The following is a 23,834-nucleotide window of genomic DNA, read 5'->3' as shown; positions in this document are numbered from 1 at the left end:
GGGGACCCTGTGGGAGAGTAGGACGCCGCCGAACAATTCTTCAGAAGAGCCCCTGATCCCTTCGGATCAGGGGCTCTTCGCGTTTCCGGGCCGGTCGGCGAATAGCCAGGCGGACGGGGGCCGCCGGCCGGTGCGGTGACGACGGGTGTCGAGGCCTTCCCCTTTTGGTCAAGGGTTCGCTCCCGGGTGGATCCCGTTCGGCAAGGCCACTGGAGCGCCGGGCCGTCCCGCCCTACGGTGGCGGCGTGAGCAATGATGCGGAAGTGCCGGTTGTGCCCGTCAAGGCCTTCGAACCCCCCTACTACGCGGTGGTCTTCACCGCGCTGCGGACGCCGGACCAGAGCGGCTACAGCGAGACCAGCGACCGGATGGAAGAGCTGGTGAAGGACATCCCGGGCTACCTGGGGCTGGACCACGCGCAGACCCCCGGCGGGCTGGGCATCACCGTCGGCTACTTCCGTGATGCCGAGGCCCTCACCGCGTGGCGGACCAACCCCGAGCACGGCGTTGCGCAGCGGCGCGGGCGGGCCGAGTGGTACGAGCGCTACACGCTGCACGTGGCGAAGGTGGAGCGCAGCCACGGGTTCGCGCGGGAGTAGCTCGCGCGGGGCCGGGTGAGGCGGAAGGGCGCCGGACGGAACCGGGTGGGTCCCCGGTGGCGCGGCGGGCACGGAGCAGGAAGCCGGCCCGGCCGACTTCCTGCTCCGCCGCCCCTCACTCCTTCGGCGTGAGGGGCGTCAGGGGCAGGGCAGCCCGGCTCTCCCAGGCCTGCTCCAGCGCGCGGGTGAACGTCTCCGCGGGCTGGGCGCCGGAGACGCCGAGCCGCCGGTCCAGGACGAAGAACGGCACGCCCGTCGCCCCCATCGCGCTCGCGGTGGTCTCGTCCTCGCGGACGGCCTGCGCGTAGGCGTCCGGGTCGGCCAGGACGGCCGCGGCGGTCTCGCCGTCCAGGCCCGCCGCGACGGCCAGCTCGACCAGCCGGCCGGGCTCGAAGGCGGACCGCTCCTCGGCGAAGTGCAGCAGCCGGTGCATGTCGAAGGAGTTGGCCGCGTCGCGCCCCTCGCGCAGGTACGGCAGGCCCTCGGCTCGCGCGTTCTCGGCGATCCGGGCCTCGGCCGCCTCGGCCTGCTCAAGGCTCATCCCGTACTTGGCGGCGAGCAGCGGCAGCACCGGACGGGCCTCCCGCGGGGCCCGCGGGTCCAGCTCGAAGGAGCGGTGGACGACCTCCACCTCCTCGCGGTGCGGGAACGCCGCCAGGGCCTGCTCGAAGCGGGCCTTGCCGATGTAGCACCACGGACAGTTGATGTCGCTCCAGATCTCCACGCGCACGGCGCCGCGCTCCTTCCCTCCGGGCGCGGACCTCCCGCGCCGACCAGTGGAGGGAACCCCTTCGACATCCTGGATATTTCAGGACAAGAAACATCCCGCCTGCGCGGCGGTGCCGGCGGTGGAACGGGCGGTGAGGCCCCGCGCTGGGGTGTCCCGTCCTAGGAAGAGGGCGAGGACGGCTGACCGGACGCGGCCGACGAGCCGGCCGTCGGGTCCCAGAGCCCGGCGGCCTCGCCGCGTGCCAGGTGGTCGGCGTAGACGGCGGCCTTCCAGGCGATCAGCGAGCGGCACTCCTCCAGCTCCCGGATCCGCTCGTCGACGCGCCGCTGGTGGGCGTCGAGCAGCCGCAGCCGTTCGGCCTCGTTGCCCGGGCCCTGCCGGACCAGTTCGGCGAAGCGGCGCAGGTCCGCGAGCGGCATGCCGGACTCGCGCAGCCTGACGCAGATCTCCAGCCACTGCACGTCCGGTGCGGCGTAGCGCCGGCGCCCGCCCGCCGTGCGCCGCACCGGGCCGACCAGCAGTTCCTCCCGCTCGTAGAAGCGCAGGGCGTGCACGCTGAGCCCGGTGCGCTCGGCCACCTCGCCGATGGTGAGTTCCGTCATGGGGCCAGAGCATAGGAGGGGCCCGCGGGGCTTGATCTAGACCGTGCTCCACTTCCTACCGTCGTCGCCATGACCAGCACCGACCAGCAGTACTCGCCGAACCAGCAGCCGACCGGCTCGCCCTTCTCCGCCGCCAGCACCGCCGGGGACGTCCTGGCGGGCCTCGACCTCTCCGGCCGCACCGCCGTCGTGACCGGCGGCTACTCCGGCCTCGGCCTGGAGACCACCCGGGCGCTGACCGCCGCCGGAGCCCGGGTGATCGTGCCGGCCCGGCGTCCGGAGGTGGCCCTCGCCGCGCTCGACGGGACCGGCAGCCTGGTCCTGCCGGCGGACCTCGCCGACCCGGTGAGCGTCCGCGCCGCCGCCGGGCTGATCCGCGAAGCGGTGGCCCGCCTCGACCTGCTGATGCTCGTCGCCGGCGTGATGGCCACCCCGGAGCGGCGCGTCGGGCCGGGCTGGGAGGGGCAGTTCGCCGCCAACCACCTCGGGCACTTCCTGCTCGCCTGCGAGCTCTACCCGCTGCTGGCCGCCGCCCCCGACGGCGCGCGCGTGGTCGTCAACAGCTCCGCCGGGCACGCCCTGAGCGACATCCGCCGGGACGACCCGCACTTCCGCACCGGCTACGACAGGTGGCTGGCGTACGGCCAGTCGAAGACCGCCAACGCGCTGTTCGCCGTCCACCTGGACGCGCTCGGGCGGGCCGACGGCGTCCGGGCGTTCTCGCTCCACCCCGGCAGGATCATCACCGGGCTCCAGCGCGAGATGACCCGGCAGGAGCAGATCGACCGGGGCTGGGTGGACGCCGGGGGCCGGGTGGTCGGCGCGGGCTTCAAGTCCCCCGCGCAGGGGGCCGCCACCGGGCTGTGGGCGGCCACCTCGCCGCTGCTCGACGGCCGTGGCGGCCTCTACCTGGAGGACTGCGAGGTGGCCCGGGTCTGCGGCCCGGACACCCCGATGGACGACGGCGGCGTCCGCCCGTACGCCGTGGACCCGGACGGGGCCGCCCGCCTCTGGGAGCTCTCGCTGGCCGCGACCGGGGCCACCCCGGTGCGCGGCTGACCCGGCCCGCCCAGCGGGAGCGGGAAGCCGGCCCGGCCGACTTCCCGCTCCGGGCCGCGGCGCCGTCAGCAGGAGATGTTGCCGCCGCCGACGTTGGTGCCCAGGACGCCGACGAAGTTCCTGAACAGGTTGATCCGGTCGTCGCGCTGGCCCGGGTTCTTGCCGTCGCACTCCAGCGCGCCGTTGATGGTGCGGATGGTCTCGCCGAAGCCCTTGTTGTTGACGATGGCGTCGTGCGCGGTCATCCGCCCGGCGCCGTTCTGGGTGTTCCAGAACCAGAGCGCCGTCTTCCAGGAGGTGGCCGGGTTCTTCTCGACCTGGTACGGGTCGTGCAGCAGGTCGATGTGCAGGGCGTCGCCGGCCGCCTTGTAGTTGAAGTTCCAGCTCAGCTGGAGCGGCCCGCGGCCGTAGTACGCGGACTTCCCGGCCGGACAGCCGTACGGCTGCGAAGTGTCGCAGTAGTGCGGGTAGTTGGCGGTGTTCTGCTCGACCACGTACCGCAGGCCGCCGGTCTCGTGGCTCACGTTGGCCAGGAAGGCGGCCGCCTCCCGCTTGCGGGTGGCGTCGTCACCGGTGGCGGCGAACTTCGGGTAGGCGCCCAGCGCGTCGGTCAGGCCCTTGTACGTGTAGAAGCCGTTCCGGTTCGGGAACATCTTGTTGAACTGGGACTCGCTGACCACGAAGGAGCCGGCGGCGGAGGCCGGGGCGGTCTGCCCGGCGACGGCGAGGGTGCTCAGGAGGGCGGCGGAGGCCGCCAGGGACAGGGCGCGCGAGAGCTTCATGGGTGTCCTCGATTCCGTTGGCAGGATTGGCACTTCGCCCGCGAAGAACCTCGGCCATCGTGTCGGCGCCCGGGTGACGGCAGAAGCCTTCGGAGGTCTAAACCACCCGTACGGGTCGTATCCGATCCGGGAACTGGACGGAGAAGGCCACGGGGTGACCGGCGGCGCTGTCGGCGGCACCGGATAGCCTCGTGCGCGGCGGAACGGGACAGGGCGAGGCCACCGGGGGAGCAGGGCGCATGAGCGGTCACAGCGGCGACGAGGACGACGGGCGCCTGACGGCCGAGGGGGAGGTCGCGGTCGCCCGGCTGGCGATCGGCTCCGGCGACCTCGCGCACGCCGCCGAGCACCTCGGCGACGCGGCCCTCGCCGACCCGCAGCTGCCCGAACTGCACGAGGCGCTCGCCGAGTTGTGCGCCGCGGCGGGCGGTCCGGCGGCCGCCCGCGAGCTGTTCCCGCTGGACGGCCAGGTGTACCTCGGCACGGCGGTCTGCCGGGCCCACGTGGAGGCGGCCGCCGGTGACTGGGACGCCGCCGTCGGCCTGCTCGCCTCGGCCATCCGCCATGAGCCCGGCCGCCCCTGGGCGCACACCGCCTGGCTCGCCCGCGAGGACCTGCCCGCCCTGGTCGACCCGGACGCCCTCGCCCAGGCGGTGGCCCGCGCGACCGGCTCGCTGCCCGACCCGCTCCCGGCCGGACCGGCCGACGCCGTACGCCCGTTCCACGACTTCGTGCGGGCCGTGCTGGCCCGCCACGACGACCACGTGCTCCTGTCGGCGATGGCCTCCGGGCTGGCCCGCCGGCTCGGCGACACCGCCCTCGCCGTCGAACTCGCCGCGCGGGCCCACCGGTCGGCCCCCGGCTACCTGCCCGCCGTGATGCTGGGCAACGCCCTGCGCTCGGCCGGCCGGCCGGAGGAGGCGCTCGTCGTCTGGGAGGCCGAGCTGGCGCGCTCCGCGCCGGAGCGCGACGACTCCAGCAGTTACCTCGCCGTCGACGTCGCGGAGTTGTACGGCGCCCTCGGCCGCCCCGCCGAGGGCCTGCCCTGGCTGGAGCGGGTGCTCGCCGCCGAGCCCGACCACCCCAAGGCCGGCCCGGCCCGCTACGGGCTGCGCCACGCCCTCGACGGCGACCCGGTCCACCTGCTCGGCCTGGCCGACCACCACCGCGCCCACCCCGAGCACGAGTACGCCCGGGAGCTGCTGGAGCGGCTGTGCCACCGGGAGCCCTGGCTCGGCCTGGTCTCCGGCGCCACCGAGGCCACCGTCAACGTGCTGCACCAGGTGCTGGCCGCGCCCGGCACCGACCGGGACACCGAGATCGACTGCACGGCCTCCACCGTCGAGCCGCCCAGCTCGGTGCTGGCCGTCCGGCTCGCGCTGCCGCGCTCCACCGTGGGGTACCAGGCCGTCGGCGACCCCGACCCCAGGCTGCCGCTGACCGAGCCCACTACCCGGATCTGGGCCTGGGACGGCACCGACCCGCGCCCGGCCGTCGCCCCGCCCGCGCCGCGCAGCGCCGAACTCGTCCGCGCCACCGCCGAGATCTTCTGGCCGACCGTCCCCGCCGCCTACGACCACGCCGTCCGGCTGGCCGGGCTGCCGCTGGACGACCTGCTCGGCGTCCTGGTCCACCCGCCGGCGCCGCGCGAGGACGAGCTCGGCCGCGCCCTGCTCGCCCACCAGCCCGAGCTCTGGGTGCGGGCCGTCCAGGTCTTCGCCTGCCTCGGCATCGCCCACCACCGCACCGACCAGCCCTGGCAGGGCTCCGAGCGCCGCCGGGTGCTGCGCGACCTGCTGCTCGGGCCGGAGGACTGGGTGGTCGAGGCGGCCGGCTTCGCGCTGGTCGCGATCGGCTGGACGGAGCCGGACACCCGGGCCGACGTCGCCGAGCTGCTCCGGCAGCGGCTGCACCACGGCGCCCGGGCCCGCCGCACCCGGGCGGTGACGATCCTGCGCTCGCTGTCCGCGCTGGTGCTCGCCGCGCCCTGGACGTCCGAGGAGGACCGCATGCTCGCCCGGCACCTGACGGCCCGGGAGGACGCCGCCGAGGCGGAGCCGGAGCCCCGGCCGGACACGCGGCAGCGACAGCCGCAGTCGCAGCCGCAGCAGCCGACCGCCCCGGCGCGGGAGCCCCGCACCGCCGGCCGGCTGCGCCGCCTCTTCGGCCGGGGCTGAGCCGCGGGCCGGGGCCGGGGCCGAGGCCAGGGCCCCCGGCGGGTCGGCCCGGGACGGGCCCTACCCCACCCCGGGCAGCGGCTCCTGGTCGACGTCGAACCGTGCCACCCGCTCCGCCGGGTCCCGGCACTCCGGCCCCAGCCGCAGCATCCGCGACTCCGGGTCGTGCAGCGGCCGGTGGCAGCGGCGGCAGGTCACCCGGGGGCGGAGGGTCTGCGCGGTGTCCGTCCCGGGGAGGGGTTCGTGGCCTGGCGGGGTGGTCATGGTGAGACGGTAGCCGCCCGCACCGTCGGGGCCGCCGCCGGTGCGTGAAACGATGGCCCCATGGCCACCGACCGCAGCAGCGCAGGAGACCCGGCACGCACGCTCGCCCTGCTCTGGGGGCTCACCGCCGAGGAGAAGCCCGGCCGCCGCGGGCCCCGGCAGGCGCGTTCGACCGGCGAGATCGCCGCCGCGGCCGTCGCCCTCGCCGACGCCGAGGGCGTGGAGGCCGTCACCATGCGCCGGGTCGCCCAGGAGCTGGGGCTCTCCCCGATGGCGCTCTACACCTACGTCCCGGGCAAGGCCGAGCTGCTCGACCTGATGCTGGACACCGTCTACGCCACGATGCCCCGCAGCACCCCGGCCGACGGGGGCTGGCGCGCCCGGGCCACCGCCGTCGCCGACGACAACCAGGCGCTGCACCGCGCCCACCCGTGGGTCGCCGCCGTCTCCACCAGCCGCCCGCCGCTCGGGCCGGGCCTGATGGCCAAGTACGAGTACGAGCTGCGCGCCCTCGAAGGCACCGGGCTGTCCGACGTCGACTTGGACGCCGCGCTGACCCACCTGCTCGGCTTCGTCCAGACCTGCGCCCGGATGGCCGCCGACGAGCGCGCCGCCCGGCAGGACAGCGCGATGACCGACGAGCAGTGGTGGGCCGCCAACGCCGACCTCCTCGCCCGGGTGTTCGACCCCGAGCGCTACCCGGTGGCCGCCCGGGTCGGGGCCGCGGCCGGGGCGGCGCACGGCGGCGCGTACAGCCCCGACCACGCCTACGCCTTCGGCCTGGCCAGGGTCCTGGACGGGCTCGACGCGCTCATCGCGGGGCGGTAGCCGGCCCTCGGCGGGGTGGCCCGCCGTCAGCGCGGTCCCCGCTCGGCGCGGTGGCCCGCCGCCAACGCCCTCAGCGCGCCGAGCCGGCCCGCCCGTCGTACTCCCGGCGCGCCGACTCGACCTCCGGCACCCGCCGCTCCGACCAGTGCGCCAGCGCCGCGACCAGCTCCGCCGCCTCCCGCCCCAGCGGGGTGAGGCTGTAGTCGACCCGCGGCGGGATCACCGGGTGCGCCTCGCGCCGCACGAAGCCGTCCCGCTCCAGCGTCTGGAGGGTCTGGGCGAGCATCTTCTCGCTGACCCCGGCGACCTTGCGGCGCAGCTCGCTGAAGCGGTAACCGCGCTCCTCCAGCGCGCCCAGCACCAGCACGCCCCAGCGGCTGGTGACGTGCTCCAGCACGCCCCGGGAGGGGCACAACCGGTCGAAGACGTTGGCGGGGGGAAGGTCGGCCACCTGTTCGCTTACCTGCATGTCAGTACCCTACTTCGAAGTGCGTACTTTCGAAAGGTTAGTGCAGTCCCTAGGGTGAGTTCCGAGACCAGGACGGATTCGAAGGAGCATTCCCATGTACGTCGTCACCGGTGCCACCGGCCGGCTCGGCCGGCTCGTCGTCGAGGGCCTGCTGGCCGAGGTCCCCGCGGGCGAGGTGGCCGTGGCCGTCCGTTCCGCCGAGAAGGCCGCCGACCTGGCCGCGCGCGGCGTGGCCGTCCGGGTGGTCGACTACGACCGGCCGCAGACCCTGGCGGGCGCCTTCGCCGAGGGCGACCGGGTGCTGCTGATCTCGGGCAGCGAGGTCGGCCGCCGGATCCCGCAGCACCGCGCCGTGGTGGAGGCGGCCGGGGCCGCCGGGGTCGCGCTGCTCGCCTACACCAGTGCGCCGGGCGCGGCGACCTTCCGGCTGGCCGACGAGCACAAGGCGACGGAGGAGCTGATCCTCGCCTCCGGCCTGCCGTACGCCCTGCTGCGCAACGGCTGGTACACCGAGAACTACCTGGGCGACGCGGCCGGCACGGTGGCGCGCGGCGTGGTGCTCGGCAGCGCCGGGCAGGGGCGGATCGCCACCGCCCCGCGCGGCGACTACGCGGCCGCGGCCGTCGCCGTCCTGCTCGGAGAGGGCCACGCGGGCGCGGTGTACGAGCTGAGCGGCGACACCGCCTGGAGCCTGCCCGAGCTGGCCGCCGAACTGGCGGAGGCCTCCGGCAAGCCGGTCGAGTACCAGGACGTCAGCCCGGCCGAGCACCTGGCGGCGCTGGTCGGCGCGGGCCTGCCGCAGGGCTTCGCCGAGGTCCTGGTGGACGTGGACGCGGGCATCGCGCGCGGCGAGCTGGCCGGCACCCCGGGCGACCTGGCCCGGCTGATCGGCCGCCCGACCGTCCCGCTGGCCGAGTCCGTCCGGGCGGCCCTGGACGCCTGAGGCGCCCGGAGGCCCGACCGGCCCCGGCCCCCGGCGGCCGGTCCGGTCCGGCATCAGCCGATGTCATGACCAAAGTATGGAAACGGATATGACAGCCACCCCTCCCGCCCGCTACCGTCGCCTCGACACAGGCGCGCGGGAGGACGGTCGGCCATGGCGGGAACAGAGCAGCAGGACAACGGCCGGGGCCTCTGGTACGGCGTCGCCGCGTACGGCATCTGGGGCCTGTTCCCCCTGTTCTGGCCGCTGCTCGAACCGGGAGCCGCCGACGACATCCTGGCCAACCGGATGGTCTGGTCCCTGGTCGCGGTCGTCCTGCTGCTGATAGCCCAGCGGCACTGGGCCTGGATACGCCCGCTGCTGCGCCAGCCCCGCCGGCTCGCCATGCTGGCCGGCGCGGCCTCCGTGATCTCGGTCAACTGGGGCGTCTACATCTGGGCCGTCAACGCCGGCCACGTGGTCGAGACCAGCCTCGGCTACTTCATCAACCCGCTGGTCACCATCGCCTTCGGCGTGCTGGTGCTCAAGGAGCGGCTGCGCAGGGCCCAGTGGACGGCCGTGGGCGTCGGCGCCGCCGCCGTCGCCGTGCTGACCGCCGCGTACGGGCGGCTGCCCTGGATCGCGCTCGTCCTGGCGCTCTCCTTCGCCACCTACGGCCTGCTGAAGAAGCAGGTCGGGCTGAGCGGGCTGGAGAGCCTGGCGGCCGAGAGCGCCTTCATGTTCCCGTTCGCCCTCGGCTACCTGGTCTACCTGGAGGTCAGCGGGCGCGGCACCTTCGGCCACACGGTGGCCGGCTCGTACGGCTGGGGCCACTCCGGGCTGCTGATGCTCAGCGGGGTGATCACCGCGATCCCGCTGCTGTTCTTCGGCGCGGCCGCCGTCCGGGTGCCGCTGACCGTCCTCGGCCTGCTCCAGTACCTGGCGCCGGTGTTCCAGTTCCTGATCGGCGTCGCGGTGTTCCACGAGTCCATGCCGCCCGCCCGCTGGGCCGGCTTCGGCCTGGTCTGGGCCGCGCTCGCGCTGCTCACCTGGGACGCGCTGCGCCAGGTGCGGGCCGACCGCGCGGTGCGGGCCGCGGCCGTGCCGCAGCCCGCACCCGCCGAGGCGGCCGTCACGCGCTGATGTCCCGGCTGGTGAAGCGGGACCACGCCGCCGAGCCGAACACGGCCACGTAGGCGGCCTGGAGGCCGAGGTCCTTCAGCACGCCGTCCCAGTACATCGGCGCCCGCAGCAGGTCCGCGAAGCTCAGCCAGTAGTGCGAGAACAGGAACGGGCTGACGGCGTGCAGCTGGGGGAAGGCGTCCAGGATCTGGACGGTGACCACCAGCCCGACGGTGGCGGCCATCGCCGCGATGCCGCTGCCCGTCAGGGTGGAGACGAACAGCCCGATCGCCACCAGCCCGGCCAGCGAGGCCGCGACCACCAGGGCCACCAGCAGCGCGCGCAGCAGCGCGTCGCCGAGGCCGATGGTGTCCCCGGAGATCAGCGTGACCGGGCCGAGCGGGAAGAGCGCGGCGCCCGCGGCCAGGGCCGTCACCGCGACCGCCGCCGTGGCGGCCGCGCAGAACACCAGCCCGGCGGTGAACTTGGCGGCCAGCAGCCTGGTCCGCCCGGCCGGGGCGACCAGCAGGTAGCGCAGCGTCCCGGTGGCGGACTCGCCGGCCACCGAGTCCCCGGCGACCACCCCGACCGTCATCGGCAGGAAGACCGGCAGGGCGACCGCGAGGGCGGTGAAGACCAGGAACAGCCCGTTCTGGGTGGTCTGGGCGATGAAGCTCGGGCCGCCGCCCTCGCGCGGACCGTCCGTGTTGAGCTTGACCACCACCCCGATCAGGACCGGCAGCACCGCCAGGATGCCCAGCAGCACCCTGGTGCGCAGCCGGCGGAAGGTCAGGTGCAGCTCGCTGCGGAACAGGGCCAGGAACCCGGCGGCCGTCCGCGACCGCCGGCCCGCCGCCGGCGCGACCGCCTCAGCCCGCGACATCGAAGCCCTCCCCGGTCAGCGCCACGAAGGCGTCCTCCAACGTGCCGCGCTCCAGCCCGAAGCCGTGCACCCGCACCCCGGCCGCGACCAGCGCCGCGCACAGCGGGGGCAGCGCCTCCTCGTCCAGCACGCCCGGCTCGCCGTCCACCCGGTCCTCGCCCGGCACCAGGGCGGTGACCCGGTGGGCCGCGAGCACCTCCGCGGCCCGTGCCACGTCCGGGGTGCGCACCACCAGCCGGCCCTGAGCCCGGGCGGCCAGCTCGGCGACGGTGCCCTGCACCACCAGCCGGCCCCGGGACATCACCGCGGCGTGGGTGCAGACCTGCTCGATCTCGTCCAGCAGGTGCGAGGAGAGGAACACCGTGGTGCCCTCCGCCGCGACCTCCCGGACCAGCGTCCGGATCTCCCGCATGCCCTGCGGGTCCAGTCCGTTGGTCGGCTCGTCCAGCACCAGCAGCTCGCGCGGCTGGAGCAGGGCCGAGGCCAGGCCCAGGCGCTGCTTCATGCCGAGCGAGTAGGCGCGGGCCTTCTTGCCCGCCGCGGCGCTCAGGCCGACCCGCTCCAGGGCGGCGTCCACGCGCCGGCGGCGGGTGCGCGGGTCGGCGGTCGGGTCGGCGGCGTCGAAGCGCACCAGGTTGTCCCGGCCGGAGAGGAAGCCGTACAGGGCGGGGCCCTCGATCAGCGCGCCCACCCGGGGCAGCACGGTGGCGACGGACTGCGGCATCGGCTCGCCGAGGACGGCGGCCGCGCCCGAGGTGGGCGCGATCAGGCCCATCAGCATCCGGATGGTGGTGGTCTTGCCGGAGCCGTTGGGGCCCAGGAAGCCGAAGACGGAGCCGCGCGGCACGGCGAGGTCCAGGCCGTCCACGGCGAGCTGGCCGCCGCGGAAGCGCTTGGTCAGGCCGCGGGTCCGGATGACGTCGTCGGTGCGCGGGGCGGCCGGGGCGCCGGCCACGGGAGCGGTGGGGGAAGCGGGTGGAACGGGAACGGGGGCCGGGCGCGGCGCGGCGCCCGGACCCCCGGCCGACTCCGTAACGTCCCCCGTTACGGGAGCCTCGGTCATCCGTCAGTTCACCCCGGCGGCGTGCTGGAGGACCGGCAGGGTCACCGCGCCGGCCAGGACCCGGCCGTCGTCGGTGAGCAGGACGTTGAGCACCTTGGTGCTCACCAGGGTGCCGCCGGCCACCGGCTTGCCGAGCGACTTCACCAGCGCCTGCGGGTTCAGCGGCGAGGCCTTCTCCCCGCGGCCGCCGTGCTTGCCGCCCTTGGCGTCGCCCTTCGGGGCGCCGTCCACCGCGGTGGGCAGCGCGGTGGAGACGACCGTCGTCCAGCCCTCGCCGACCACGTTCAGGCCCCCGGGCAGCTCGGTGCCGTGGTGCCCGGCGGCGCCGCCCGGCGCGCCCTGGGCCGCGTCCTGCGCCTTCTGCTCCGTCACCTTGGCCCCCTTCGGGGCGGTGAACTCGAAGGTCCTGGCGTCCGGTGCGGCGAAGGACACCTGGGTGAAGCGGACGTTCAGCACGGTGCTGCCGTCGATCGACTTCACCGCCACCGACAGCGGCACCCCGTTGTCGGCGGCCACGGCGATCCGGACCTCGGCGATCGTCGAGCCGGACTGGGAGGGCTTGACGCTCAGCTGGTAGGCGTTCTGCCCGGCCACCTTGGCCGTCCCGTCGACGGTCACCGAGGTGGTGCCGGCGCTGCCGGCCAGGAACTGCCTGGCGGCCTCCTGCGGGGTGGTCGGCAGCTCGGACAGCGGCGCCCTGGCGTGCTGCTCGCCGGCGGGCCGTCCGGTCAGGTGGACCGCCGAGTTGGACGAGCTGTCCCAGGCCCAGGACTGGTCGCCGTTGCGGACCAGGGTGTAGCCGGCCATGTTCTCCAGCACGTCCACCCGCTGGCGGTCCGGGCCGTCCACCGCGATCCGCAGCGTCTGGTCCCCGCCGAGCAGGCCGAGCAGCTTGGCCTGCGGGTCCGCGGAGGAGCCCTGGGCCCCGCCGCCGTGCCCGCCGACCGCCCCGCCGAGGCCGCCGGCCGCGCCCAGCAGCTGGCCGGGCAGGCCGAGGTCGGTGGAGACGGCGACCGTCCCGGACAGCGCCTGGGTCTCGGAGCCGAGCACCTTGGCGACCAGTTGCTCGGCGCTCAGCGCCGGCAGGTCGGGGGCGCTGTCCGCGGCCAGCGCCGGGACCAGCCCCACCCCCGCGGCGATCGCCGCGACGACCGCCACCGGCACCCCGGCGCGCATCAGGACACGCCGGCGTGAGCGGTACGGCGCACCGCCGTCCAGGTCGTCCCCCGCCGCCTTCTCGTTGGTCATGGCGTCCTCAACTCCTCCGCGAACACGTGTGATTGGCCTTGCCCTCCTATTAGAGGGTGCAGCGCCGCGGCCGTCATCGCCCTGTGGGGCCAGATCAAGGTGACCTTCGTGGGTACGCCGACCCTGAGACGGCATCAGGGTTGCATCCACCCGGGGTACCACGACTGGCGTAGGGTCGCGCCATGGACGGAACCGCCACGGACTCCAGCACCCCGCCGACCGCCAACGCGATGCGCCGCGCCCTGCGCCGCGCCCGGGACGGCGTCGCCCTCGACGTGACCGAGGCGGCCGTCCTGCTCCAGGCCAGAGGCGAGGACCTGCGGGACCTGTGTACGAGCGCCGCGAGGGTCCGCGACGCGGGCCTCGAAGCGGCCGGCCGGCCCGGTGTCATCACCTACTCCAAGAGCGTGTTCATACCGCTGACCCGGCTCTGCCGCGACAAGTGCCACTACTGCACCTTCGCCACCGTCCCCGGCCGGCTGCGCCGGGACGGGCACGGGATGTTCATGTCCCCGGACGAGGTGCTGGAGGTGGCCCGCCGCGGCGCCGAACTCGGCTGCAAGGAAGCCCTGATCACGCTCGGCGACAAGCCCGAGGACCGCTGGCCCGAGGCCCGCGAGTGGCTGGACGCGCACGGCTACGACGACACCATCGCCTACGTGCGGGCGATGTCGATCCGCATCCTGGAGGAGACCGGCCTGCTGCCGCACCTCAACCCCGGGGTCATGGGCTGGACGGACTTCCAGCGGCTCAAGCCGGTCTCCGCCTCGATGGGCATGATGCTGGAGACCACCGCCACCCGGCTGTGGAGCGAGCCCGGCGGCCCGCACTTCGGCTCCCCGGACAAGGAGCCGGCCGTGCGGCTGCGGGTGCTGGAGGACGCCGGACGCAGCTCCGTGCCCTTCACCAGCGGCCTGCTGATCGGCATCGGCGAGACGTACCAGGAGCGCGCCGAGTCGCTGTTCGCGCTGCGGAAGGTCTCCCGGGCCTACCACGGCGTCCAGGAGCTGATCCTGCAGAACTTCCGGGCCAAGCCGGACACCGCGATGCGCGGCATGCCGGACGCCGAACTGGACGAGCTGGTGGCCACGGTGGCCGTCGCCCGGCACCTGATGGGCCCGGCGGCCTGCCTCCAGGCCCCGCCGAACCTGGTGGACGGCGAGTTCGAGCGGCTGATCGCGGCCGGCGTCGACGACTGGGGCGGGGTCTCCCCGCTGACCCCGGACCACGTCAACCCCGAGCGCCCCTGGCCGCAGATCGAGCGGCTGGCCGAACGCTCGGCGGCGGCCGGCTTCGAGCTGCGCGAGCGCCTCGCCGTCTACCCCGAGTACGTGCTGCGCGGCGAGCCCTGGCTGGACCCGCGGGTGCTGCCGCACGTGCGCGCCCTGGCCGACCCGGCGACCGGCCTGGCGAACCCGGACGCGGTGGTCCGCGGCCTGCCCTGGCAGGAGCCCGAGGACCTGCCGGAGTCGTACGGGCGCACCGACCTGCACACCGCCATCGACACCGAGGGCCGCACCGGCGACCGCCGGGCCGACTTCGAGGACGTGTACGGCGACTGGGAGGTGCTGCGCGAGCAGGTGATCGCCCAGGGCGCGCCCGAGCGCCTCGCGGGGGACCTGCGGGAGGCCCTGGCGGTGGCCGCGGACGACCCGACAAGGCTGACCGACGACCAGGCGCTGGCCCTGTTCCACGCGGACGGCCCGGCCCTGGACGCGCTGTGCCGGATCGCCGACGACGTCCGGCGGGAGGCCGTCGGGGACGACGTCACCTACTGCGTCACCCGGAACATCAACTTCACCAACGTCTGCTACACCGGCTGCCGCTTCTGCGCGTTCGCCCAGCGGCGCACCGACGCGGACGCCTACACCCTCTCCCTGGAGCAGGTCGCCGACCGGGCCGCGCAGGCCTGGGAGGTGGGCGCCACCGAGGTCTGCATGCAGGGCGGCATCCACCCGGACCTGCCCGGCACCGCCTACTTCGACATCGCCCGCGCGGTGAAGGAGCGGGTGCCCGGCATCCACGTGCACGCCTTCTCGCCGATGGAGGTGGTCAACGGGGCTACCCGCACCGGGATGTCGGTCCGGGACTGGCTGCAGCGGGCCAGGGAGTCGGGCCTGGACACCATCCCGGGCACGGCCGCCGAGATCCTGGACGACGAGGTCCGCTGGGTGCTCACCAAGGGCAAGCTGCCGGCCGCCACCTGGGTCGAGGTGGTCACCACCGCGCACGAGCTGGGCATCCGCTCCTCGTCCACGATGATGTACGGGCACGTCGACACCCCCGCGCACTGGCTGGGCCACCTGCGGCTGCTCGCGCAGATCCAGCAGCGCACCGGCGGCTTCACCGAGTTCGTCACCCTGCCGTTCGTCCACACCAACGCCCCGGTCTACCTGGCCGGCATCGCGCGGCCCGGCCCGACCGCCCGGGACAACCGCGCGGTGGTCGCGATGGCCCGGCTGCTGCTGCACCCGCACATCCCCAACATCCAGACCAGCTGGGTCAAGCTGGGCGCCGAGGGCGCGGCCGAGATGCTCCGCTCGGGCGCCAACGACCTCGGCGGCACGCTGATGGAGGAGACCATCTCGCGGATGGCCGGCTCGGCCTACGGGAGCTACAAGTCGGTGCGCGACCTCCAGGCGATCGCCGAGGCGGCGGGCCGTCCGCACCGCCAGCGCACCACCACCTACGGCGAGGTCCCGGCCGAGCGCCGGGCCGCGGCGCTGGCCTCGGACGGGCACCTGCCGGCGCTGCTGCCGGTGCTGGACTGAGCCCCGCGCAGCCCCGGCCGCCGGACGGGCGGCGGCCGGGGCAGGGCCGGTGGACCCCGGGGCGGCGAACCCCCGGGGGACGGGAACCGCTTCGATCGGGTCTTCGAATACAGTGCGAGGGCGCGCGCCCGGCCGAGTGTCGCGCGGCCCCCACCCCCCGAGGAAAGGCGCCCCGTCGTGATGCCACTGTGGTCACGCGCCCAGCAGCAGGACTACCGCAGCCGGGTGCGGGGCTGTCTGCTCGGCGGTGCCATCGGCGACGCGCTCGGCGCCGGCGTCGAGTTCGAGTCGCTGGAGAAGATCCGGGACCGGTACGGCCCGCAGGGCGTCACCGGCTACGTCCCCGCGTACGGGCGCACCGGCGCCGTCACCGACGACACCCAGCTCAGCCTGTTCACCGTCGACGGACTGATCCGCGCCCACGTCCGGCGGGACACCGGCAGCTGGCACCCGCCCACCGACCTGCACCTGGCCTACCTGCGCTGGGCCGCCACCCAGCGCGACTGGGGCCCGGACGAGCGCCGCCCCGACCTCGGCTGGCTCGGCCGGGAGGAGTGGCTGTACGCCCAACGCGCCCCCGGCCAGGGCTGCCTGTCCGGTCTCAGCGGCGCCGACGCCGAGCGGCTCGGCACCCTGGAGCACCCCAAGAACCCGCACTCCAAGGCCTGCGGCACGGTGGTGCGGGCGGCGCCCTTCGGGCTGCTCACCACCTGGGAGCCGGGCCTGGTGTTCCAGCTCGCGGTGGAGTGCTCGGTGCTGACCCACGGCCACCCCACCGGCTACCTCGCGGCGGGCGCGCTCGCGGTGATCGTCCAGTCCGTCGCCCGTGGCGGCACCCTGGAGGAGGGCGTCCACCTCGCGCTCGCCCTGCTCTCCGAGCGGCCGGCGCACGAGGAGACCACGGCGGCGCTGCGGGCCGCCCTGGACGCGGTGCGGGCCGGGGAGCCGTCCGCCGAGCGGGTCGAGGCGCTGGGGGAGGGCTGGGTGGCCGAGGAGGCGCTGGCGATCGGGGTCTACTGCGCATTGGTCGCGCACGACGTGCGCTCGGGCCTGCTGCTCGCGGTCAACCACTCCGGGGACAGCGACTCCACCGGCGCGGTCTGCGGCAACCTGCTCGGGGTGCTGCACGGCGACACCGCGCTGCCGCCGGGCCTGCTCGCCGGGCTGGAAGGGCGCGGGGCGATCCTCGAACTCGCCGACGACTTCGTGCTGGAGCTGGTGCACGGCGCCGAACTGCACGACCGGCGGACCCGGGAGGGCGCCGACTGGGCCGAGCGCTACCCGGTGGCGGGCTGACCCGGGGCGGTCCGACCCCGGGCCGCCGTGCCCCGGGTGCCGGTCCGGTCCCCGGGCCGCCGCCGTGGCAGGCGGGCGCCCGCAGCGGGAGCCGCCCGTGGCGCAGGCCGTCGCCGGGGGCGACGACCACTGCCACGGGCGACCGGTCCGAGTGCGGAACCGGGGAGGATCAGCCGGGGAGCCCGCCGAAGGCGCCGTCCGCCGCCGCCGAGGCGAAGGCGTTCCAGGCCTCGGCCGAGAAGCGCAGCTGGGGGCCCCGGGGGTCCTTGGAGTCCCGGACTGCCACCTCCCCGGCACCTGGGACGGCGATCTCCACGCAGGCGCCCTGGCCTCCGCTGTGACTGCTCTTGCGCCAGTGGGTTCCGTACTCGGACGGGGTGATCATTCGTCGAATTCCTTCTCGATGTCGGCTATCAGCGACCGGCTCTCCGCGACACCGAGGGCGGCCGCTCTCAGGTAGTCGTACAGACCGGTATAGCGGCGCACGTCCGCCTCCTTCTCCAGGTAGAGATCGCTCGTCACACCTTCGAAGTAGACAACCGTGGAATCGGCTGACTCGGGGAACTCCAGCAGAGAGAATGTCCCGGTCATGCCGGGATGGGCCCCGTGCGAGAACGGGATCACCTGGATGGTGATGTTCGGGCGCTGGCTGAGCTCCAGCATCTGCCGCAGCTGCCGGGCCATCACCGCCCTGCTGCCGACCTCGCGGCGCAGCACCGCCTCGTCTATGACGGTCCACAGGCTGCCCAGCTGGTTCTCGCCGTGGATGCGCTCCTGGCGCTTCATCCGGACCTGCACCCGGCGCTGCACCGCGACCGCGTCGGTGTCCGGCTGGGTGCCCTCGACCACGGCCTGGGCGTAGTGCTCGGTCTGGAGCAGGCCGGGGACGAAGGAGGACTCGTACGCGCGGATCGAGGAGGCCTCGGCCTCCAGCCCGATGTAGACGCTGTACGGCGTCGGCATGTCGTTGAAGTCGTGCCACCAGCCGCGCTGGCGGGACTCCCTGGCCATCTCCATCAGGCTGGCGCGCAGCTGGTCGTCGGGCACCTTGTAGACGTCGCAGAGGTCGCGCACGTCGCGCTGGCTGATGCTGCGGCGGCCGTTCTCCAGCCGACTGATCTTCGACTGGGAGACCATCAGGCGGCCGGCGACCTCCTCCGCCGTCATGCCCAGGCTCTCGCGGAGCTTGCGCAGCTCCGAACCGAGGCGCCGGCGGCGCACGGTGGGATTGACGTTGGCGGACACTTCGACCTCCGGCCGGACCTCTGGTGCTCGTTGGAACGGCAGTCCTCGGAACACTTCGGACATTGGGACCAACCCCCCTGACGTGGAGCAGCATGTCACCTTGGGCCAGGTCGGCGCCGGGGAATCCTGGCAGCGCGGTAGAACAGATCATCGGAAAAGCCCTTCCGCCGGACAGCGAAAGCCCCCAGGTGGTAATGCGGCTCGGGTGACTCGGACGGGTGCTGCGAGGGCCCTCCCCGGACCGGCCCGCACCTGCCCCCGGCAGGTGCGGGAGCGGGCGGTAGCCGGGCGTCCGGGGACGGCGAAGGGGCGGTCGCCGGGCGACTCGCGTCGCGGGGCGACCGCCCCTCGGTGCTGGTGGTGCTGCCGGCGGTGCGTGCCGGTCGTGCGGGCCGGCGGTGCGGGCCGGTCGTGCGTACGGTGCATCCGGTGCTCGTCGTGCTCCTGGCGCCGGGGGCACCGGTCGTGCGACGGGTCGCTCAGCGCCCCCGTGCGGTGCGGGCCGTGCGGTGCGCGCCGCCGGGTGCGCGGCCGGTGGTGTCGGGCGCCGGGACGGCTGCCCGCCGGGCCGTGCGGACCGCCGTGCTCAGCGCGCGCCGACCCGGGAGGCGGGAACCCGCCCGCCCGAACCCCGGCCCGCGGTGCGGGCGCCGGGGCGGCCGGCAGCGGCCCCGGAGCCCTGGGAAGAACGGTTCTGCTGTGTCGGTAGGCCGTTCTGCACGTCCATCACGGCGTGCGCGACCATCCCGCCCAGCGGGTCGTACCGGATCAGGTCGCGCAGCCGCGAGCGCGAGGAGCGGCCCTCGTTGCCCGGGTACAGGTGCTTGCCCAGTCCGACCGAGTGGGCCAGCGCGGCGAGCGCGGCCGTCCTCGGGTCCGGCGGCACACCGGTGCGGATGGCGGTGTCCAGCCGCTGCTTGATCGCGGCGTTGGTGCAGTCGTCGGACGCCTGGTACCGGGTCGTCGGCAGCACCCCGCACACCTGGCCCGGCACGGCCGTGACCATGCCGCAGCGCTCCAGGTGCGCCAGGTACGTCTGCCGCAGCCCCAGCCGGGGCCCGCCGATCCAGTGCGCCGCGCGGACCGGACTGCCGCGTCGGCGCAGCAGTTCCAGTGCGTGGTCAAGGGTCGGGTCGCCGGTCGGTCGTGCGAGCACGACGGCGATCCGGTCTCCCTCCGGTACGATCCGTCCGGCCAGGGACAGCTCGACGAGCTGCGCCCCGGCGAGTCCGAGGTCGAGGGTCTGCGGCTGCGCCGTGGTACCCGTGGTCGGGTCCAAAGCGAGCAGCAAGAGTTCCTCGGGAACAGTTCTGCGGCTCTTGCCCATCCAAGCCTCCCCGCGTGGATGAGAGACAGGGTGACGCCTCTCACACGGGCTTGTCGAGTACGCCTCCGAATCGTGACCTTGCGGTGAAGGCGCGGAACCGGCGGCGGCCGGGCCTGCGTCTGACCGGTGAACAGACCGCGGTGCGGCCGGGCGAGGACGATAAGCGCCGGTCGGGCGGGGTGTGCGCGGCCGGAACGGCCGCCGGTGGCGGAGACTGTACAGGTACACGGAGCGGGGCGTCGGCTTCCCGAAATCGGGTTCGCCGGTGCCCCGCCGGGCGTTGAGGAGGCTGGGATACGTGGGCGAGTCCCCCGACAGGGTGCTGAGGGACGGCGACGAGCGGCAGCGGGACCGCGAGCGCGAACGGACCGGTACGCCGGCCGGCGCCGCCGAGCCGGCCGAGGGCGGCTCCGCCCCCGCGGCCGACGGGGCGTCGGACGCGGCTGCCGGGAGCTCCTCCGACACCACCGCGGACGGCCCCGCGGAGACCTCCGGCGGGACGGCCCCGGAGGCGTCCGGCGACGCCCCGGTGACGGTGCCCCAGGGGGGCTCCACCGTGCAGCTGCGTGTCCGGGATGTGGACAGCAGGACGACGATGCTGCGGCTGCCGGTGGACAACAGGACCACCGCGCTGCGGCTGCCCGAGGAGCTGGTGAAGGCTGCCGGCAAGGAGAGTTCCGAAGGTCCGGGCGCGAAGGGGGCGCCCGCGCCGGAGGCCGCGGAGCCGGCCGGGGCCGCCGGGCGTCCGGTGGCCGCCGACCCGCGTCTCGCCATGCGGACGGGCGGTGCGGTGGCGGGGCGGTCGGCACAGGGCGCCTCGGAGCGGCCCTCCGGGAGTGCCCCGGAGGGTGCCTCCGAGGGTGGTCCCGAGGGTGGTCCCGAGGGTGGCGGAGGGGCGGTCCGGACGGACGCCGCGAAGGCCGCCGGGAAGGCCGCCGGGAAGACGGCGTCGGCGGAGGAGTCCGCGGCGGTACCGGCCGAGGAGCCGAGCGGGAAGACCGCCGGATCGGACGCCGGGAAGGAGGCTGACGGAGCGGACGCGGATGCCGACGAAGCGGCCGCCGAGGCCGCCGGGGCCCAGCTGGCCGAGGAGAACGGCTCCGAGGACGCTCCCGCCAAGGGCGACATGACCCTCGCGCTGACCAAGACCGGGCAGCCTGGTCAGCGCTCGGGCCGGGCCGAGAAGCCGGAGAAGCCGGTGCCGCTGCGCGCCGCCGCGGCCGCCGCCGTCCCCTCGACCGGCACCGTGCCGGAGCCGAAGCCCGAGCCGAAGCCGAAGCCGGAGCCGCGACCGAAGCCCGAGCCGCGACCGGAGCCCGAGCCGACCCCCGGTCCGGCCCCGCTGCCGAAGCCGACCCCCGAGCCCGCCCCCGTACCGGCCCCGAAGCCGCTGCCGCAGCCGGACCCGCGGCCGGTGCCGCCTGTCCCGCCGCTGCCCAAGCCCGAGCCGCTGCCCTCGCCGGAGCCGCTGCCCTCGCCGGAGAACACCGCCGAGGCGATGCAGGTGCTGGCCTCCCTCAACGCCCGCCCGGTGTCGCCGCTGCGGCGTGCCCTCAAGCGGGTCACCATCTGGACGGTCTTCTTCGCCGTGGTGCTCGGGGCGCTCGCGGTGGCCCAGCTGCTGCGCCCGCTGCCGGACCCCAAGCCGAAGATGACCGCCGCCGGGAGCTACAGCTTCTCCGGCGACGCGCTCGACCTCGCCTGGCCGGCCAAGGGCCAGTCCGCCGCCGAGGTGGTCGGCGTCGGCAGCCTCGGCAGCTCTGGCCAGGAGACGCCGTCCCCGATCGCCAGCGTCACCAAGGTGATGAACGCCTACCTGATCCTCCAGAAGTTCCCCCTGAAGAAGGGGGAGAGCGGCCCGAAGATCACCGTCGACAAGCAGGCCGCCCAGGAGTCCGGCAACGTCGACGAGTCCCGGGTGACGCTCACCGAGGGGCAGGTCATCACCGAGTACCAGGCGCTGGAACTGCTGATGCTGCCTTCGGCCAACAACGTGGCCCGGCTGCTCGCCCGCTTCCACTCCGGCTCCGAGGACGCGTTCGTCAAGCTGATGAACGACACCGCGACCAAGTTCGGCATGGCCAACACCGTCTACGCCGACCCGGCGGGCTTCAGCTCCGACACCAAGTCCACCGCCAAGGACCAGCTGAAGCTGGCCGAGCAGGTCATGCAGGACGAGATCTTCCGACAGATCGTCTCCACCCCGGAGACCAACTTCAACAACGTGAAGATCTCCAACACCAACAACCTGATCAACCCGAAGACCGGCGTCATCGGCGTCAAGACCGGCTCCAGCACCCCGGCCGGCGGCTGCCTGATGTGGGCCGCGTACAAGGAGATCGGCGGCGTGCAGCGGCTGATCCTCGGCGTCACGCTCGGCCAGCAGGCCACCTCGCCCAACCCGGGCGACGGCATCCTGCCGACCGTGCTGAAGGTCAGCGGCAAGCAGATCCAGGCCGCGCAGAACGGCGTGACCGGTCAGACCGTGGTGAAGAAGGGCGACGTCGTCGGCTCGGTCGAGGACGGGCTCGGCGGCAAGGTCCCGCTCGTCGCCACCAGGGACCTGGTGGTGGCGGGCTTCCCCGGCATCTCCGGCACCGTCACCCTGGACACCTCGAAGATCGGCCACAGCGAGCCGGCCGGCAAGGAGGTCGGCATGCTGCGGGTGGGCGCGGGCAGCGACAAGGTGGAGGTCCCGGTGGCCCTCCAGGCGGACCTGAACCCGCCGTCGATCCAGTCCCGGCTGCTGCGCACGCTGTGAGCCGCTGAGGCCTCGGGCGCACGGAGGAGGGAGGGGAGCCGGTCCGCACCGGCTCCCCTCCCTCCTCCGCTTCCGGCCCGCCCGGTCGCCAGGCGTCCGCGGCCGCTAGCGGCCGCTAGGCGTCCCGGTCGAGCAGTGCGAGGGTGAGGCCGCCGAGCGGCGTCACCCGGTCCGGGTCGCCGTAGCGGGCGCGGAGCACCTGCGCCTGGTCCGCGGGCACCGCGCCCAGCGGGTCCTGGGTGTCGCCGAGCACCAGCAGCCATATCCGGGAGGCGCCGCCCAGGCAGTCCGCCGGCTGCGAGCAGGGCGTCGGCGAGAGCTCCTCGGCGTCGTCGGCGCTCTGCGCGACGAAGACCGGGTAGGGCGCGACGTGCGGGGCCAGGTAGTAGCTGACACCCGGCCAGGCCATCGCCCAGGACTGGTCGCCCAGCGGGGCCGCCAGCCCGTCCCCGGAGCGGTAGCCGGCCGATATCTCCCGGGCCGCCGCCTTGAACGGCTCATGGGAGCCGCTGTGCGCGTCGGTGTACCGCACCGCGGACTGCTCCGGCAGCGCCGCCACCGCGGGGACCGCCAGCACGGCGGCGGTCAGCAGCCCGGCCGCCGCGGCCGACCCCCGGGGCGCCCACGCCCGCCGACGGGCCAGGGCCCGCACCGCGCCGTACAGCGCCCCGGCGCCGCCGCCGGCCAGCACAGCCCAGGCGGGCACCGTGAACAGCAGGTACCGCCCGAGGAAGTACGAGGTGTCGCCCAGCCGGGACACCAGCCAGACGCCCACCACCGGGAGTTCCGCGAGCAGCAGCACCTGCCAGGCCCGGCTCCGGCGGCCGGGCAGCACCAGCGCCGGCAGCGCCAGCAGGAGGAAGGAGTAGAACACGAGGTCCGAGCCGAACAGGCGCTCGCCGAAGTAGGCGAGGCCGCGCATCGAGGGGGCCGGGATCCAGCCCAGCTGCCGGTCCGACTGCCGACTGCCCAGCAGGACCACCGGCAGCACCGGCAGTGCCGCCACCGCGACCGCGAGCGGGTACTGCCACAGCAGCCGCCGGTCCGCCGCCGGGCGGGTGCGCCACAGGTGCAGCGCCAGCAGCGCCGCCTGGCCGGCGACCGTGCTGAAGGAGACCAGGTGCCCGGCGCCGGCCAGCGCCATGGCCGCGCAGTACGGCGCCCAGCACCGGAGGGTCGGCCGCTCCAGCGCCCGCAGCAGGAAGTACGAGGCCGCCGCGACGGCGCAGGTCACCAGGGCGTAGGAGCGCGCCTCCTGGGCGTACCGGGAGACCTCCGGGACCACCGCGAGCAGCAGCCCGGCGCTGACCGCCGCGACCCTGCTGCCGAACAGCCGCCGGGCGGTGAGCGCCACCAGCGCCGCCGCCCCGGCCATCGCCAGCACGGAGGGTATTCGCAGCGAGACCGCCGAGTCGCCGAACACCGCCGTCCAGCCGTGCATCAGCAGGTAGTACGCGCCGTTGCTGGCGTCCACGTGCTGGAGCAGTCGCAGCAGGTCGTCCAACGAGCGGGTGGCCACCGTCCAGGTCGCCACCTCGTCCCGCCACAGGTCCGGCGCCCCCAGCCGGTACCCGCCCACCGCCAGCATGACCACCGCGGGCCACAGCCACACCTGCCCCACCAGCCGGCCCACCGGGTGCACAGCAGGTCTCATCGGGTCCTTCGTCTCCTTAACGCGACGGGCCG

General features: G+C 74.8%; 21 protein-coding genes. 9 read left to right on the top strand and 12 right to left on the bottom strand.

Annotated elements, in window-relative coordinates:
* The first annotated feature begins 263 nt into the window (after nucleotides 1-263).
* The gene (locus ACH5AR_RS25265; RefSeq protein WP_396303776.1) at nucleotides 264-599 is read left to right on the top strand and encodes an antibiotic biosynthesis monooxygenase family protein; all 336 of its coding nucleotides are present in this window, start codon (nucleotides 264-266) and stop codon (nucleotides 597-599) included.
* 115 nt (nucleotides 600-714) lie between these two features.
* Here ACH5AR_RS25265 and ACH5AR_RS25260 read toward each other — a convergent pair whose 3' ends face one another.
* A complete protein-coding gene (locus ACH5AR_RS25260; RefSeq protein ID WP_396303775.1) occupies nucleotides 715-1,329 on the bottom strand; it encodes a DsbA family oxidoreductase in 615 nt (204 codons plus the stop codon).
* A 158-nt stretch (nucleotides 1,330-1,487) separates the two neighbouring features.
* Nucleotides 1,488-1,931, bottom strand: coding sequence for a MerR family transcriptional regulator (locus ACH5AR_RS25255; protein ID WP_396303774.1), 444 nt, complete (start codon nucleotides 1,929-1,931; stop codon nucleotides 1,488-1,490).
* A gap of 69 nt (nucleotides 1,932-2,000) precedes the next feature.
* Between ACH5AR_RS25255 and ACH5AR_RS25250 the strand changes: the two genes are divergently transcribed.
* Nucleotides 2,001-2,990, top strand: coding sequence for an oxidoreductase (locus tag ACH5AR_RS25250; RefSeq protein ID WP_396303773.1), 990 nt, complete (start codon nucleotides 2,001-2,003; stop codon nucleotides 2,988-2,990).
* A gap of 65 nt (nucleotides 2,991-3,055) precedes the next feature.
* On the opposite strand, the gene ACH5AR_RS25245 is transcribed toward ACH5AR_RS25250, so the two are convergent.
* Nucleotides 3,056-3,772 (bottom strand): chitinase, encoded by a 717-nt coding sequence (locus ACH5AR_RS25245; protein WP_396303772.1) that lies wholly within the window; start codon nucleotides 3,770-3,772, stop codon nucleotides 3,056-3,058.
* 239 nt (nucleotides 3,773-4,011) lie between these two features.
* Between ACH5AR_RS25245 and ACH5AR_RS25240 the strand changes: the two genes are divergently transcribed.
* The gene (locus tag ACH5AR_RS25240) at nucleotides 4,012-5,949 is read left to right on the top strand and encodes a tetratricopeptide repeat protein (protein ID WP_396303771.1); all 1,938 of its coding nucleotides are present in this window, start codon (nucleotides 4,012-4,014) and stop codon (nucleotides 5,947-5,949) included.
* Between the two features lie 60 nt (nucleotides 5,950-6,009).
* On the opposite strand, the gene ACH5AR_RS25235 is transcribed toward ACH5AR_RS25240, so the two are convergent.
* The gene (locus ACH5AR_RS25235) at nucleotides 6,010-6,213 is read right to left on the bottom strand and encodes a DUF6011 domain-containing protein (RefSeq protein ID WP_396303770.1); all 204 of its coding nucleotides are present in this window, start codon (nucleotides 6,211-6,213) and stop codon (nucleotides 6,010-6,012) included.
* 60 nt (nucleotides 6,214-6,273) lie between these two features.
* Here ACH5AR_RS25235 and ACH5AR_RS25230 point away from each other — a divergent pair, with 60 nt between their 5' ends.
* A complete protein-coding gene (locus tag ACH5AR_RS25230) occupies nucleotides 6,274-7,041 on the top strand; it encodes a TetR/AcrR family transcriptional regulator C-terminal domain-containing protein (RefSeq protein WP_396303769.1) in 768 nt (255 codons plus the stop codon).
* Nucleotides 7,042-7,111: 70 nt separating this feature from the next.
* On the opposite strand, the gene ACH5AR_RS25225 is transcribed toward ACH5AR_RS25230, so the two are convergent.
* Entirely contained in the window at nucleotides 7,112-7,510 is a 399-nt protein-coding gene (locus ACH5AR_RS25225) for a winged helix-turn-helix transcriptional regulator (protein ID WP_396303768.1), read from the bottom strand.
* A 94-nt stretch (nucleotides 7,511-7,604) separates the two neighbouring features.
* Here ACH5AR_RS25225 and ACH5AR_RS25220 point away from each other — a divergent pair, with 94 nt between their 5' ends.
* The gene (locus ACH5AR_RS25220) at nucleotides 7,605-8,453 is read left to right on the top strand and encodes an SDR family oxidoreductase (RefSeq protein WP_396303767.1); all 849 of its coding nucleotides are present in this window, start codon (nucleotides 7,605-7,607) and stop codon (nucleotides 8,451-8,453) included.
* A 153-nt stretch (nucleotides 8,454-8,606) separates the two neighbouring features.
* The gene (gene rarD / locus ACH5AR_RS25215; RefSeq protein ID WP_396303766.1) at nucleotides 8,607-9,575 is read left to right on the top strand and encodes an EamA family transporter RarD; all 969 of its coding nucleotides are present in this window, start codon (nucleotides 8,607-8,609) and stop codon (nucleotides 9,573-9,575) included.
* Here rarD and ACH5AR_RS25210 read toward each other — a convergent pair.
* Genes ACH5AR_RS25210 through ACH5AR_RS25200 form a run of 3 tightly spaced genes read right to left on the bottom strand, consistent with a single transcriptional unit; the run spans nucleotide 9,565 to nucleotide 12,748 of the window.
* On the bottom strand, nucleotides 9,565-10,437 hold the full coding sequence (locus ACH5AR_RS25210) for an ABC transporter permease (RefSeq protein WP_396303765.1): 873 nt from the start codon (nucleotides 10,435-10,437) through the stop codon (nucleotides 9,565-9,567). The two genes, rarD and ACH5AR_RS25210, sit on opposite strands and share 11 nt — an antisense overlap.
* A complete protein-coding gene (locus tag ACH5AR_RS25205) occupies nucleotides 10,424-11,500 on the bottom strand; it encodes an ABC transporter ATP-binding protein (RefSeq protein ID WP_396303764.1) in 1,077 nt (358 codons plus the stop codon). The genes ACH5AR_RS25210 and ACH5AR_RS25205 overlap by 14 nt, the downstream gene beginning before the upstream one ends.
* 3 nt (nucleotides 11,501-11,503) lie before the next feature.
* Entirely contained in the window at nucleotides 11,504-12,748 is a 1,245-nt protein-coding gene (locus ACH5AR_RS25200; RefSeq protein WP_396303763.1) for an outer membrane lipoprotein carrier protein LolA, read from the bottom strand.
* A gap of 182 nt (nucleotides 12,749-12,930) precedes the next feature.
* Between ACH5AR_RS25200 and ACH5AR_RS25195 the strand changes: the two genes are divergently transcribed.
* Together ACH5AR_RS25195 and ACH5AR_RS25190 are read left to right on the top strand one after the other, a co-directional pair.
* Nucleotides 12,931-15,519: a bifunctional FO biosynthesis protein CofGH gene (locus ACH5AR_RS25195; protein ID WP_396303762.1), complete on the top strand. Its 2,589-nt coding sequence runs from the start codon at nucleotides 12,931-12,933 to the stop codon at nucleotides 15,517-15,519.
* Between the two features lie 180 nt (nucleotides 15,520-15,699).
* Entirely contained in the window at nucleotides 15,700-16,815 is a 1,116-nt protein-coding gene (locus ACH5AR_RS25190; protein WP_396303761.1) for an ADP-ribosylglycohydrolase family protein, read from the top strand.
* A 169-nt stretch (nucleotides 16,816-16,984) separates the two neighbouring features.
* Here ACH5AR_RS25190 and ACH5AR_RS25185 read toward each other — a convergent pair whose 3' ends face one another.
* The 3 genes from ACH5AR_RS25185 to ACH5AR_RS25175 form a co-directional block, all read right to left on the bottom strand.
* On the bottom strand, nucleotides 16,985-17,200 hold the full coding sequence (locus ACH5AR_RS25185; protein ID WP_396303760.1) for a DUF397 domain-containing protein: 216 nt from the start codon (nucleotides 17,198-17,200) through the stop codon (nucleotides 16,985-16,987).
* Nucleotides 17,197-18,060: a helix-turn-helix domain-containing protein gene (locus ACH5AR_RS25180; protein ID WP_396303759.1), complete on the bottom strand. Its 864-nt coding sequence runs from the start codon at nucleotides 18,058-18,060 to the stop codon at nucleotides 17,197-17,199. The genes ACH5AR_RS25185 and ACH5AR_RS25180 overlap by 4 nt, the downstream gene beginning before the upstream one ends.
* Before the next feature lie 586 nt (nucleotides 18,061-18,646).
* Complete coding sequence (locus tag ACH5AR_RS25175) at nucleotides 18,647-19,387, bottom strand: GPP34 family phosphoprotein (RefSeq protein WP_396303758.1); 741 nt, start codon at nucleotides 19,385-19,387, stop codon at nucleotides 18,647-18,649.
* Between the two features lie 298 nt (nucleotides 19,388-19,685).
* On the opposite strand from ACH5AR_RS25175, the gene ACH5AR_RS25170 reads away from it, so the two are divergent.
* A complete protein-coding gene (locus ACH5AR_RS25170; RefSeq protein ID WP_396303757.1) occupies nucleotides 19,686-22,148 on the top strand; it encodes a D-alanyl-D-alanine carboxypeptidase family protein in 2,463 nt (820 codons plus the stop codon).
* 115 nt (nucleotides 22,149-22,263) lie between these two features.
* Here the strand turns inward: ACH5AR_RS25170 and ACH5AR_RS25165 are convergent, their stop codons facing one another.
* Nucleotides 22,264-23,802: a glycosyltransferase family 39 protein gene (locus ACH5AR_RS25165; protein WP_396303756.1), complete on the bottom strand. Its 1,539-nt coding sequence runs from the start codon at nucleotides 23,800-23,802 to the stop codon at nucleotides 22,264-22,266.
* Between the last annotated feature and the right edge of the window lie 32 nt (nucleotides 23,803-23,834).

Origin of the sequence: Kitasatospora sp. NPDC018619, assembly GCF_044391605.1 — a bacterium.
Lineage (GTDB): Bacteria > Actinomycetota > Actinomycetes > Streptomycetales > Streptomycetaceae > Kitasatospora.
Note: the sequence above shows the minus strand (reverse complement) of the source record. Positions and strands in the feature narration are given on the sequence as shown.